This is a genomic window from Methylobacterium amylolyticum (genome assembly GCF_030700245.1).
Classification (GTDB): domain Bacteria; phylum Pseudomonadota; class Alphaproteobacteria; order Rhizobiales; family Beijerinckiaceae; genus Methylobacterium.
Genome location: NZ_JAUYZI010000045.1, coordinates 1 through 12531, shown reverse-complemented (window position 1 = coordinate 12531; position 12531 = coordinate 1). Strand labels below are relative to the sequence as shown.

11 protein-coding genes are annotated in these 12531 nt (G+C 72.1%); 8 read left to right on the top strand and 3 right to left on the bottom strand.

Features of this window, described 5'->3' with window-relative positions:
* Positions 1-9 precede the first annotated feature (9 nt).
* The gene (locus Q8W71_RS24980) at positions 10-1473 is read right to left on the bottom strand and encodes an SPOR domain-containing protein (protein ID WP_305528123.1); all 1464 of its coding nucleotides are present in this window, start codon (positions 1471-1473) and stop codon (positions 10-12) included.
* A gap of 38 nt (positions 1474-1511) precedes the next feature.
* Entirely contained in the window at positions 1512-3263 is a 1752-nt protein-coding gene (gene argS / locus Q8W71_RS24975; RefSeq protein ID WP_305528122.1) for an arginine--tRNA ligase, read from the bottom strand.
* Between the two features lie 238 nt (positions 3264-3501).
* On the opposite strand from argS, the gene Q8W71_RS24970 reads away from it, so the two are divergent.
* Positions 3502-3936, top strand: a complete 435-nt coding sequence (locus Q8W71_RS24970; protein ID WP_305528121.1) for a hypothetical protein — start codon at positions 3502-3504, stop codon at positions 3934-3936.
* Between the two features lie 58 nt (positions 3937-3994).
* Here the strand turns inward: Q8W71_RS24970 and tyrS are convergent, their stop codons facing one another.
* Positions 3995-5266 carry a tyrosine--tRNA ligase gene (gene tyrS / locus Q8W71_RS24965; protein ID WP_305528120.1) on the bottom strand — a complete coding sequence of 424 codons (1272 nt, stop codon included), beginning with the start codon at positions 5264-5266 and terminating at the stop codon, positions 3995-3997.
* A gap of 166 nt (positions 5267-5432) precedes the next feature.
* Here tyrS and Q8W71_RS24960 point away from each other — a divergent pair, with 166 nt between their 5' ends.
* The 7 genes from Q8W71_RS24960 (at position 5433) to ribB (ending at position 12288) form a co-directional block, all read left to right on the top strand.
* Complete coding sequence (locus Q8W71_RS24960) at positions 5433-6551, top strand: AAA family ATPase (RefSeq protein ID WP_305528119.1); 1119 nt, start codon at positions 5433-5435, stop codon at positions 6549-6551.
* Positions 6551-7024, top strand: a complete 474-nt coding sequence (locus Q8W71_RS24955; RefSeq protein ID WP_305528118.1) for a hypothetical protein — start codon at positions 6551-6553, stop codon at positions 7022-7024. The genes Q8W71_RS24960 and Q8W71_RS24955 overlap by 1 nt, the downstream gene beginning before the upstream one ends.
* Before the next feature lie 81 nt (positions 7025-7105).
* Complete coding sequence (locus Q8W71_RS24950) at positions 7106-8239, top strand: anhydro-N-acetylmuramic acid kinase (protein WP_305528117.1); 1134 nt, start codon at positions 7106-7108, stop codon at positions 8237-8239.
* Complete coding sequence (locus Q8W71_RS24945) at positions 8236-8838, top strand: DUF3578 domain-containing protein (protein WP_305528116.1); 603 nt, start codon at positions 8236-8238, stop codon at positions 8836-8838. Before Q8W71_RS24950 ends, Q8W71_RS24945 begins: the two co-directional genes overlap by 4 nt.
* 75 nt (positions 8839-8913) lie before the next feature.
* A complete protein-coding gene (locus tag Q8W71_RS24940; protein WP_305528115.1) occupies positions 8914-9921 on the top strand; it encodes a lysozyme inhibitor LprI family protein in 1008 nt (335 codons plus the stop codon).
* Between the two features lie 48 nt (positions 9922-9969).
* Entirely contained in the window at positions 9970-11067 is a 1098-nt protein-coding gene (aroC, locus tag Q8W71_RS24935) for a chorismate synthase (RefSeq protein ID WP_305528114.1), read from the top strand.
* Positions 11068-11211: 144 nt separating this feature from the next.
* Complete coding sequence (ribB, locus tag Q8W71_RS24930; RefSeq protein WP_305528113.1) at positions 11212-12288, top strand: 3,4-dihydroxy-2-butanone-4-phosphate synthase; 1077 nt, start codon at positions 11212-11214, stop codon at positions 12286-12288.
* Positions 12289-12531 lie beyond the last annotated feature (243 nt).

Genomic DNA, 12531 nt, shown 5'->3' with positions numbered 1-12531 from the left:
TGGCCACGATCAATTCTTGGCCACGAAGCACTGGCCGCCCGCGCCCTGGAGCGCGCTGCACAGGCTCGCGGCCTCCGCCTTGGCCAGCGGCCCGACGCGGACGCGGTAGATCGTCTTGCCGTTGACCTCGGCCTGGCGGATCAGCTCGGGCTTGCCGGCGAGCTGGCCGTACTTGCCCTGCATCTCGCGGAAGGCGGCGCGGGCCTCCGCGGCGGAGCCGCGCACCCCGAGCTGGACCGCGAAGCCGCCGACCGGCCCGTCGCTGACGGCCGGGCTCTCCGCGGCGGGCTCGGTCGTCGCCGCGGTGGTCTCCGGCGAGACCGCCGCCACGCGCTGGGTCGCCTTGGACGCGGTCTTGGCCGCAGCCGCCTTCGGGGCGGCCTGGACCGGCGCGGCGGGCGGCGCCTCCTGGACCGGGGCGGCCTCGGCCGGCGCCTGGGTCGGGACGCTGGCGACCATCGGCGCGGCGGCCGCGGACCGGGTCGGGCGGGCGGGCTTGGCCGCCGGCTGATCGGTCGGCAGCGTCATCGTCGGGATCGGCGAGGGCCCGGCCTCGACCTGGGCCTGCGCGTCGCGCGGGGGGAGGGCGGGCGGCGCGTCGGGCTTGACCGCGACGGTGCGCACCCGCCGCGGCTCGCCGAACGCCTCGAACGGCCCGCTGCCGGGGGTGGTGCCCTGGCCGGCCGCCGCGGTGCCGCCCTGCGCCGCGCGGGCCGCCTCGGCCACGTCGAGGGGCTGCTCCTCGCGGTTCACGATGCGGATCTGGCCGTCCTTGGCCGCGGGCTTGCGGTCGTAGATCTGCCGGTTCTGGTCGGGGATCTCGACGCCGTCGGCGACCTTCGGCGCGACCTTGAGCGGGGCGGTGTCGGCCTGGACGACCGGCACGCCGCCGCCGCCGGAGCCGCCCCCGTGCAGGCCCTTGTAGGTGAGCGCGCCCGCGATCGCCACGGCGACCACGCCGACGCCCGCGGCCACGGAGGCGAGGCGGCGGCGCGGACGCACCCGGCGCAGGGCCCGGTCGTCGGCGTAGGCCTCGTCGGCGCCGGCCGCCGCGGTGCCGTGCCCGGATTCGGCGTGGGTGTCCTGCTCGACGGAGGCGAGGTACTGGTCGAAGGCGTCGGCCGGGTTGGCCCGGGGCGGCTCGGACGCGAAGCGCGGCTCGACGCGCCCGGCATCCCAGGCCGGCGGCTCGGCGCTACGCCCCGGGGCGTCGCCCCGGTGCTCCGGCCCGCCATGTTCCGGCCCGCGACGATCCGGGCTCGCGTGATCCGGCGCGGCGCCGGCCTGGCCCTGCCCGTCGCCCCGCTCCCCGCGGGCGGCGAGGAGGGCGCGGAACGGGTCGTCCTGGCCGACGATCCGGGCGAGTTCGGCCAGCGGATCCGCCTTGTTCGCGGCGCGGGGCTGGCCCGTGTCGTGACGCAGGTCGCGCGCGATGGCATCCAGGTCGACCGGCGCGCGCGAAGCGTTCGTCATGGCAGCATCCTCACACTTGCGCCGGCCGCCGGCCGGACCTAGCGCATCTCGTCCGGCGCGCTGACGCCGAGAACGCCGAGGCCGGCCGCGAGCGTGCCCCGCACGGCCTCGACGAGCGCCAACCTCGCCCAGCTCGACTTTCGGTCGTTTGCATTAACGAAACGTAATTGCGGCAAGTCTTTGCCCTTGTTCCAGAAACTGTGCAGCGCGGCGGCGGTTTCATAGAGGTGGAAGGCGATCCGGTGCGGCTCGTGCGCCGCCGCGGCCGCCTCCACCACCCGCGGATACTGCGCCACCAGCCGCATCATCTCCGCCTCGCCCGGATCGGCGAGCAGGCCGAGATCGGCCTCGCGCAGCAGGGCGTCCGGCGACAGGTCCGCCTCGGGGAACGCCTCGCGCGCCTGCCGCTGCACCGAGCGAGCCCGGGCATGGGCGTACTGCACGTAGAAGACCGGGTTGTCCTTGGACTGCTCGACCACCTTGGCGAGGTCGAAGTCCAGGGTCGCGTCGTTCTTGCGGTAGAGCATCATGAAGCGGATCGCGTCGCGGCCGACCTCGTCGATCACGTCGCGCAGGGTCACGAACTCGCCCGAGCGCTTGCTCATCTTCACCGGCTCGCCCGCCCGCAGCAGCCGCACGAGCTGGCAGAGCTTGACGTCGAGCGCCGCCTTCCCGTCGCTCACCGCCTTCACCGCCGCCTGCATGCGCTTGACGTAGCCGCCGTGGTCGGCGCCGAGCACGTCGATCAGCTCGGTCGCCCCGGCGAGGTACTTGGCCCGGTGATAGGCGATGTCGTTGGCGAAGTAGGTGTAGGAGCCGTCCGACTTGAGCAGCGGCCGGTCGGTGTCGTCTCCGAACTCCTTGGTGCGGAACAGGGTCTGCTCCCGGTCCTCCCACTCCTCGCTCACCTGCCCCTTCGGCGGCGGCAGCCGGCCCTCGTAGACGAGGCCGCGGGCGCGCAGGTCGTCGAGCAGGGCGGCCACGGCGCCGCTATCGGTCAGGGTGCGCTCGGAGAAGAACACGTCGTGGCGGATGCCGATCGCGGCGAGGTCGCCGCGGATCGCCTCCATCATCATCGCCACCGCCGTCTCGCGCACGGTCGGCAGCCACTCCGCCTCCGGCCGGTCGAGCAGGGCGCGGCCATGCGCCGCGGCGAGCGCCGCGCCGACCGGCTTCAGGTAGTCGCCCGGATACAGGCCCTCGCCGATCGCGAAGGGCAGGCCCAGCGCCTCGCGGTAGCGCTGGTAGGCGGAGCGGGCGAGCACGTCGACCTGCGCCCCGGCGTCGTTGATGTAGTATTCCCGCGTCACCTGACGGCCGGCGGCGACCAGCAGGCTCGCCAGGGCGTCGCCGAACACCGCGCCGCGGCCGTGGCCGACGTGCATCGGTCCGGTCGGGTTGGCCGAGACGTACTCGATGTTGACCGGGCCGCCCTGCATCCGCGCCCGCCCGAACCCGTCCGGGTCGGCCAGCGCGGCGCGCAGCACGTCGTGGAACGCGGCGGGCGCGAGCCGCAGGTTGATGAAGCCGGGACCGGCCACGCTCGCCGCGACCACGCGCGGGTCGGCGGCGAGTTCGGCTGCCAGCGCCTCGCCCAGGGCCTTCGAGTTGGTCCGCGCCTCCTTGGCGAGCACCAGGGCGGCGTTGGTGGCGAGGTCCCCGTGGCTGGAATCGCGCGGCGGCTCGACCACGACCCGGCCGAGGTCCAGCCCCTCGGGCAGGCGTCCGGCGCGGGTCAGCGCCTCCAGGGCCTCGCGCACGCGCGCCTCGAACAGGGCGAAGATGTTCATGGTGTCCGAATCGTCTCGCGCGCCGCCTCGGCGCCAGGGATGGCGGGTCCGTCGGGCGCGCCCGCGCCGCGGCATACCAAGGGGGGAGGAAGGTGTCACGGACGGTCGCCGCGCATTAACCGCAACAGGCTTTCCCCAGCTATCGACTACCGATACGTAGCCGGAAGACTTGCAGCATTTCGGCGAAGCCTGTGTTCTCCACCCCGGACGGGTGAGTATCGACTCGGGAGAACACGGAATGAGGGCTCTTTTGATCGGCGGGACCGCCCTGTGCGCGGTCCTCGCGGCGACCCCGGCGGCCGAGGCCGGCGGCTTCCGCGGCGGCGGCTGGTACGGCGGCGGGTTCGGCGGCTACCGCGGCGTGGGTTACGGGCGGGGTTTCGGCTACGGGCGCGGTTTCTACGGCCGGGGCTGGGGCTACGGGCGGGGCTACGGGTACGGCCGCGGTCTCGGCTACGGGCTCGCCGGCGCGGCGGTCGGTCTCGGCGTCGGCCTGGCCGCGAGCAGCCTCTACGGCGGCTACGGGGGGTATTACGGCGGCTATGGCGGCTATGGCGGGGGCTACGCCTATCCCGCCTACGGCTACGGCTACGCCCCCGCGGCCTACGGCGGCTACGGGTACGGCTACGGCGGCTGCGCGACCTACGTCGCGAGCTGCAACTGCGGCTGCTGAGCCGGGCGCGCCGGATCCCGGGATCGCCCGGGATCCGGCGCAGCGGCGGCCGCGCCGGTCAGGCCGGCCGCAGCAGCACGTGGCGCTTCTTGCCGAAGGACAGCTTGATCACCCCGTCGGCGGTCACGTCTGCGCGGCCGAGCAGGGCCTTCTCGTCGGACACCGCCACGTCATTGACGCGCAGGCCCCCGCCCTTGATCTGGCGCCGCGCCTCGCTCGTCGAGGGCACGAGCCCCGCGTAGTCCGGCCCGAAGGCGGTGAGCACGCCGAGGCCCGCCTCCAGCGCGGCGGCCGGAACGGTCACGCTCGGCAGGTCGGCCGCCAGCGTGCCCTCCACGAAGGTCTTCCGGGCGGTCTCGGCGGCGGCCTGCGCCGCCTCGCGCCCGTGCATCAGCGCCGTCGCCTCAGTGGCCAGCACCGTCTTGGCCGCGTTGATCTCGGCGCCGCCGAGCGCGGCGAGCCGGGCGATCTCGTCCATCGGCAGAAGCGTGAACAGCTTGAGGAAGCGGGCCACGTCGGCGTCCTCGGTGTTCCGCCAGAACTGCCAGTAATCGTAGGGCTTCAGCATCTCCGGGTTGAGCCACACCGCGCCGGCCGCGGTCTTGCCCATCTTGGCGCCCGACGACGTGGTCAGCAGCGGGCAGGTCAGCGCGTAGAGCTGCGGCGTGCCCATCCGGCGGCCGAGATCGATGCCGTTGACGATGTTGCCCCACTGGTCCGAGCCGCCCATCTGCATGACGCAGCCGTAGCGGCGGTTCAGCTCCACGAAGTCGTAGGACTGGAGGATCATGTAGTTGAACTCCAGGAACGACAGCTCCTGGTCGCGCTCCAGCCGCAGGCGCACGCTGTCCATCGACAGCATGCGGTTGACCGAGAAGTGCCGGCCGATATCGCGCAGCATCTCGATGTAGTTGAGCTGCGTCAGCCACTCGGCGTTGTCGGTCATCACCGCGTCGCCCGGGCCCGCGCCGAAGCGCAGGAACCGGTCGAAGGTCTTGCGGATCTCGGCCTTGTTGGCGTCGATCTGCTCGACGGTGAGGATTTTCCGCGATTCGTCCCGGCCGGAGGGGTCGCCGACGCGGGTGGTGCCGCCGCCCATCAGCGCGATCGGCTTTCCGCCCGTGGCCTGGAGCCAGTGCAGCATCATGATCGACAAGAGGTGCCCGACATGCAGCGAGGGCGCCGTGCAGTCGTAGCCGACATAGGTGGTCAGCCGCCCCTCAAGCGCCGCCGCGTCGATGCCCGCGAGGTCGGAGGCCTGATGGATGTAGCCGCGCTCCGTCAGGATCCGCAGGAAATCGGATTTCGGGCTGAAGCTGTCGGCGGTCATGGCGTGATCTCGTCGGGTCCCGCGGCGCGACAGGGTCACGCCGCCATGCTATCGATGGACGGCAAGGGCTCGCCAATGAGCGAAATGCCTGCCGGACGCAACGGCGCCGGACCGGGCGCGCGAACAGACCGGAGTGTGGGCCCGACGAGACCCTCATGGCCCACCGATGATTCGACGGCTCTACATCCACAATTTCCGCTGTTTGGAGAATTTCGAGCTGAAGCTCGAAGATCTTCCGAGCCTTCTGGTGATCGGCCGGAACGGGTCCGGCAAGACCACGATCGGGCTGGCGATCGAGATCTTCCAGCGCATCGCCCGCGGCACCAACAGGGTCGGAGATCTGATCTCGCCGCAGGACTCGACCCGCGGTCGCAGGGACGTACCGGTCAGTTTCGACCTTGAGGCCGGCATCGACGGACGGGTCTATCGATATACCTTGGTCTTCGATTTTCCGGCCGGCTTCCGGGAAATGCGGGTGGCTCAGGAAACGATCACCGTCGACGGTGACGTTCTGTTCGCGCGCGAGTTGGCGGAGGTCCGTCTGGCTCCGTCCGGCCGGGCCAGCGAAGCGAGTTTCCGCATCGACTGGCACCTCGTGGGCCTGCCGATCATCCAGCGGCACGCGGCCGACGACCCGATCGCGATCTTCAGGGCGTGGCTGGGCCGGATCCTGATCCTGCGCCCCGTCCCGAGCGCGATGCGCGGCGACTCGGAGGTCGAAGCGGCACAGCCGGACGCGGCGGTCGGCAATTTCGGTGCGTGGTTCACGGGACTGCTCGCCTCCGAGCCTTCGGCTTACGGGCTCATCGACGGCTACCTGAAGCAGGTCATGCCGGACCTCGAAGATATAAAGAATCCCGTTATCGGACGCGAGACGAGAAGTCTGATCGTGCAATTCGCAAATGCGATCGGCACGATGAGCCTCGACTTTGAAGAATTGTCCGATGGTGAGAAGTGCTTCATGGTATATGCGCTGACCATTGCCGCTCGGAAGGTCTACGGACCGTCGCTGTGCTTCTGGGATGAGCCGGACAACTTCCTCGCGCCGGCCGAGATCGGTCAGTCGATCCTGGCCCTGCGCCGAGCCTTCCTCAGCGGCGGTCAACTGATCGTCACGTCGCACAATCCGGAGGTCGTCCGACAATTCTCGGACGAGAACACGCTGATCTGCGAGCGTGCGAGCCATCTTGACCCGACCGTCGTGCGTTCGGTCGAGGACCTGCGCGCGTCCAAGGTGCTCACGGGCAACTTCGTGGACGCGATCCTGCGCGGCGATGTCGGCTGATGGCTGTCAATCGCTTCCGATCTCACGTCTTCATCTTGCCGGAAGACGATGCAAACCGGCAATTGGCGGTCGGTTTCGCGCTTGAATTCGACAGCAGGCAAATCCAGGTCCTGAGAGAAGCCGGCGGATGGCTGAATGTCTGCAAAAATTTCGAGAGCGATCATGTCCAGGCGATGCGCAACTGCCCGCATCGGGCGGTCATCCTGCTGATCGACTTCGACGAGGATCCAGACCGGCGGCGCTCTGTCGGGACTCGAATTCCGGCTGACCTGACCGAACGGGTTTTCGTCCTCGGCACCTGGAGCGAGCCCGAGGCGTTGCGCAGAAGCCTGGCGGCGACTTACGAGGAGATCGGCCGAGCCCTCGCGCGCGGCTGCCGGCAGCAGGATGGCAGCATCCTCCAGGGTGAACTCTTGAGGCACAATGGCCAGGAGATCGAGCGCGTCTGTGCGGCGCTCGCCGCGGTATCCTGATTTCTTGAGTACGACAGGCTGGCCCTGTGCGCCGTCTAGGAGCCTGTTCGGCGCATCGGCGACACGACGGAGGTCAGGGCGATGGGGTGGACGCGGGCGATCGGTCTGATGAGCGGCACGTCGCTCGACGGCGTCGACATCGCGCTGATCGAGACCGACGGCGAGGCGATCCGCGTCGGCAAGGGCCACAACAACTTCCTGGAGCCGCTCGGGCCCACGGGCTACCGCGGCTATTCCGACGACGAGAAGGCGCTGCTGCGCGCCGCCACCCGGGACGCGGAGGCGGTGGTGCTGCCGGGCGACCGGCCGGGGCGGCTGCCGGAGGCGGAGGCGTTCGTCACCCAGGCCCATGCCGAGGCGGTCGAGCGGTTCCTCGCCGAGAACGGCCTCAAGCCCTCCGACATCGACGTGATCGGCTTCCACGGCCAGACCGTGATCCACCGGCCGGACCAGCGCCTGTCGGTCCAGGTCGGCGACGGGCAGGCGCTCGCCGCGCGGCTCGGCATCCCGGTCGTGTCGGACTTGCGCCGGGCCGACATCGAGGCCGGCGGGCAGGGGGCTCCGCTGGTGCCGGTGTTCCACAAGGCGCTGGCCGAAGCCTCGGGATTTGCCGGGCCGTTCGGGATCCTCAACATCGGCGGGGTGGCCAACGCCACGCTGATCGATTCCAAGGGCGGCGTCATCGCCTTCGACACGGGGCCCGGCAACGCCCTGATCGACGAGTGGATGCAGGAGCGCGAGGGCAAGAACCTCGACGACGGCGGCCGCACCGCGGCCCGGGGCCGGGCCGACGAGCCCCTGCTCGCGTGGCTCCTGATGCACCCGTTCTTCTTCCGCAAGCCGCCCAAATCGCTCGACCGCAACTGGTTCTCGCACAAGCTCGCGGGCCAGCTCTCAACCGAGGACGGGGCGGCGACGCTCACCGCCTTCACCGCCCGCGCGGTCGCCCGCGCCCTCGACCACGCGCCGGAGATCCCGACCCGCTGGATCGTGGCCGGCGGCGGTGCCCGCAACGGCGAGCTGGTGCGGCTGCTGACCTACCACCTGCGCGCCGAGATCACGACCGCCGACGCGATCGGCTGGTCCTCGGCCTACCTGGAGGCGCAGGCCTTCGCCTACCTCGCCGTGCGCTCGATGCTCGGGCTGCCGATCACGTTTCCCGCCACCACCGGCGTGCGCGAGCCGATCACCGGCGGGGTGCTGGCCCGGCCGTGAGTCTCGGCCACGCCCTGCGCCGGATCGCCGAAGAGTACCCGGAAGCCCGCCTCGACCCGCCGGCCGGGCACCCGCTCGCCGCGGTGATCCGCCGGGGCGCGCCGGACGAGCTGCGGGCGGCGCTCGCCGGGATCGACGGGCCGTTACTCGTCAAGGGCAGCCCCGGGCGCGGCACCCGCTGGGCGGCGGTGCCGTGGCTCGCGACCTTCGACCCCGCGGTCACCACCAGCGCGACGCGGGGCTACTACCTCGTCTACCTGTTCCCGGCCCACACCCCGGCGGTGCACCTGTCGCTGGCACAGGGCACGGTGGCCGCGCTCCGGGAGCACGGGCCGCGCGCCGGGGCCCACCTGCGCGCCAGCGGCGACCGCCTGCGCGCGCGCCTCGCCGACTTCGCCGACCGCTTGCCGAATCGCGGCATCGCGCTCGGGACCGCGGGCGCGCTGCCCGAGGGCTACGAGGCCGCCCACATCCTCGGGTTGACCTACGCCCTCGATCAACTCGGCGATGAGCGGCGGCTGCGCACCGACCTCGCCGTCGCGGTGGACGCCTACCGGGCGCTCAAGGCGCGGGGCGGCCTCGACCTGGGGACGGGCTGAGGGCGGGGGCCGGCGGGGCTGGATCGCCCGGCGCGCCGGTGCCATCGGTGGGCGTCGAACGCTGCGGGATTCGCGATGCGCCAACCTGTCCTCGGGCTCAGCCTTGTCGCCGTGCTCGCCGCGTGTGCGCCCGCCCGGGCCTTCGACTGCGCCAAGGCGGGCTCGCCGGTCGAGCGGGCGATCTGCGCCGATCCCGCCGCCAAGGCGGCCGACGCGGCGATGGAGGTGGCCTTCAACCGCCTGCGCGATGGGATCGCCGGGGAGAACCGCCGCGCCGCCCTCGACGACCAGCGCGCGTGGCTGAAGGACCGCAACACCCGTTGCGCCGAGAAGGGCGCGGGCCAAGGTGCGGCCCAGGGTGCCGGCCAGCCCGCCGGCCAGGGCACGGCGATGACGCGCTGCCTCGCGGAGGCCGACGCCGCCCGGACGCGGGTCCTGACCGGGCAGGCGCAGGCCGGCCCGCCGCTGGAGCGGCGGCCGGTGCCGGTCTTCGTCCGGCAGGCGGGCGCGCGCGACAAGGTCGCGGTGGCGGTCCGCGTCTACCGTTTCCCCGATCCCGCCGATCCCCTGGAGCGCACGGTGAACGCCGAGGCCGACAAGGCGCTCGCCGCGATCCCCTACAAGCCCGAGGACCCGGACGGCCCCGGCACCTGGGGCTACGAGGAACTCTGGACGATCGCCTATGCCACGCCGCGCCTGATCTCGATCAAGCGCGACACCTGGGAGTTCACCGGCGGCGCCCACGGGACCAGCGGGACGCTCGGCCTGACGGTCGACGCCGCGGGCCGGATCCTGACCTTCCCGGACCTATTCGCCAAGCCGGTGGCGGCGGATTTCGCCGCGCTCTGCCTGAAGACGATCAAGGCGGCCCGGGCCGAGAAGGGGGGCGAGGCCGAGCCCGACCCGGCGCTGCTCAAGAAGATCGCGCCCGTGGTCGCCGACCTGCGCAACTGGGTGTTCACCGGCGCGGGCGCGACCGTGTACTTCGACCCCTACAGCGTGGGCCCCTACGCCGAGGGCGCCTACGAGTGCCCCCTGCCGGCCGCGCTCCTCGACCGGGCGGCCCGGATCCCGCTGCGCTGACGCCCGGCGAATTGCCGGGGGGTCGCCTCCCGCGCTAGAGCGGGGCCCATGTCCCACAACACGTTCGGCCACCTGTTCCGCGTCACGACCTTCGGCGAGAGCCACGGGGTCGCGCTCGGCTGCGTGGTCGACGGCTGCCCGCCCGGCCTGCCGCTCGAGGCCGACGACGTGCAGGCGGAACTCGACCGCCGCAAGCCCGGCCAGTCGCGCTTCACCACCCAGCGCCGCGAACCGGACGCGGTGAAGATCCTGTCGGGGGTATTCTCGGACGACCGCACCGGCGGGCGCCAGCTCACCACCGGCACGCCGATCGCCCTGGTGATCGAGAACACCGACCAGCGCTCGAAGGACTATTCCGAGATCCGCGACAGCTACCGCCCCGGCCACGCCGACTACGCCTACGACGCCAAGTACGGCATCCGCGACTACCGCGGCGGCGGCCGCTCCTCGGCCCGGGAGACCGCGGCGCGGGTGGCGGCCGGCGCGGTCGCCCGCAAGGTGATCCCCGGCATCACGATCCGCGCGGCACTGGTGCAGATGGGCCCGCACGCGATCGACCGCGCCCGCTGGGACTGGGAGGCCGTGGGCCAGAACCCGTTCTTCTGTCCCGATGCGGAGACGGCCGCCTTCTACGAGACCTATCTCGACGAGATCCGCAAGGACGGCTCGTCGGTCGGCGCGGTGATCGAGGTGGTGGCCGAGGGCGTGCCGCCGGGCCTCGGCGCCCCGGTCTACGGCAAGCTCGACGCGGATCTGGCCGCGGCGATGATGTCGATCAACGCGGTCAAGGGCGTCGAGATCGGCGACGGCTTCGCGGCCGCCGCGCTGCGCGGCGAGGACAACGCCGACGAGATGCGGGCCGGCAACGGCGGGCGCCCGCGCTTCCTCGCCAACCACGCCGGCGGCATCCTCGGCGGCATCTCCAGCGGCGAGCCGGTGGTGGTGCGCTTCGCCGTCAAGCCGACCTCCTCGATCCTGACCCCGCGCCGCTCGGTGACCCGGGACGGGCGCGAGATCGACCTCGTCACCAAGGGCCGCCACGACCCCTGCGTCGGCATCCGCGCGGTGCCGGTGGCCGAGGCGATGATGGCCTGCGTGCTGGCCGATCACCATCTGCGCCATCGCGGGCAGGTGGGATCCGCCTGACCCGCGATCGCTTCCCTCCCCCTCGCGGGGAGGGGTAGGGGTGGGGGTGGCCCAGGATCGAGCGCTCCGGTGCCCCCTGGACCACCCCCACCTCCGGCTCCTCCCCACAAGGGGGAGGAGAGATGTGAGACGAGAGACCGGCCCTTGCCCCACTGCACCGTCACCGAGGCCATCGCGGCTTTCGCCCGCGGCGAGATCGTCGTCGTCACCGACGACGACGATCGCGAGAACGAGGGCGACCTCGTCGTCGCCGCCTCCCTCTGCACGCCGGAGAAGATGGCGTTCATCATCCGCAACACCTGCGGCATCGTCTGCGCGCCGCTGACGCTGGCCGAGGCGCGGCGCCTGCGGCTCGACCCGATGGTCGCCTCGAACGACGCGCCGCTCGGCACCGCCTTCACGGTCACGGTGGACGTGAAGCACGGCCTCACCACCGGCATCTCGGCCGAGCAGCGCTGCAACACGGTGCGCGCGCTCGCCAACGGCAACATGGGCGCGAACGACTTCGTCCGCCCCGGCCACGTCTTCCCGCTGATCGCCCGCGACGGCGGCGTGCTCATGCGCTCGGGCCATACCGAGGCGGCGGTCGACCTGTGCCGGCTCGCCGAGCTGCCGCCGGTGGGGGTGATCTGCGAGCTGGCCAACGACGACGGCACGGTGATGAAGGGGCCGCAGATCGACGCCTTCGCCGAGACGCACGGCCTCAAGCGGGTCTCGGTGGCCGACCTGATCGCCTACCGGCAGGCCCGCGACCGTCTGGTGGAGCGGGTCGGCCACTTCCCCGTCGCCTCCGCCCACGGGCCGGTCACGGCTTACGTGTTCTCGACGCCGTTCGAGGCGATCCAGCAATTCGCCTTCGTCACCGGCGAGATCGGCGACGGCCGCGACGTGCTGGTGCGGCTGCACCGCTCCAACGTCGCCGCCGACGTGATCGGCGGCGGCCACCAGATCGACGCGGTGCTGAAGCGCTTCGCGGCGGAGGGCCGCGGCGTCCTCGTCTACCTGCGCGACGGCACGGCGGGCGTGCCGCTCAAGAGCGTGACGGAGGAGGGCACCGAGGCGCTGCGCGCCCGCCAGTGGCGCGAGGTTGGCCTCGGCGCGCAGATCCTGCGCGACCTCGGCGTCGTCTCGATCCGCAACCTCGCCACCTCGGCGCGGTCCTATGTCGGCCTGTCGGGCTTCGGCATCGAGCTTCTGGGGGATGTGCCGCTGGAGGGGTGAGCGGGGGATCCACGGACAGATCGCGACGCCGCCGCTCTCCCTCCCCCCTCTGCGGGGGAGGGTGGCTCCTGCGTCGGCAGGAGTCGGGAGAGGGGAGCCCGGCCTCAGAAGAAGTCTTCGCAGCCGATCCCGGGCGCCACGGTCTGCACCGCCGCTCCCCTCACCCGACGCCCTTCGGGCGCCACCCTTGTATCTAGGAGGCGGCCCTGTGATGTGCTGAGATTGGGGCTGCGCCGGGTGGGG

Coding starts and splice junctions, on each gene's coding strand:
- Q8W71_RS24980 (WP_305528123.1), bottom strand. CDS start 1,473: ATGACGAACGCTTCGCGCGCGCCGGTCGACCTGGATGCCATCGCGCGC.
- argS (WP_305528122.1), bottom strand. CDS start 3,263: ATGAACATCTTCGCCCTGTTCGAGGCGCGCGTGCGCGAGGCCCTGGAG.
- Q8W71_RS24970 (WP_305528121.1), top strand. CDS start 3,502: ATGAGGGCTCTTTTGATCGGCGGGACCGCCCTGTGCGCGGTCCTCGCG.
- tyrS (WP_305528120.1), bottom strand. CDS start 5,266: ATGACCGCCGACAGCTTCAGCCCGAAATCCGATTTCCTGCGGATCCTG.
- Q8W71_RS24960 (WP_305528119.1), top strand. CDS start 5,433: ATGATTCGACGGCTCTACATCCACAATTTCCGCTGTTTGGAGAATTTC.
- Q8W71_RS24955 (WP_305528118.1), top strand. CDS start 6,551: ATGGCTGTCAATCGCTTCCGATCTCACGTCTTCATCTTGCCGGAAGAC.
- Q8W71_RS24950 (WP_305528117.1), top strand. CDS start 7,106: ATGGGGTGGACGCGGGCGATCGGTCTGATGAGCGGCACGTCGCTCGAC.
- Q8W71_RS24940 (WP_305528115.1), top strand. CDS start 8,914: ATGCGCCAACCTGTCCTCGGGCTCAGCCTTGTCGCCGTGCTCGCCGCG.
- aroC (WP_305528114.1), top strand. CDS start 9,970: ATGTCCCACAACACGTTCGGCCACCTGTTCCGCGTCACGACCTTCGGC.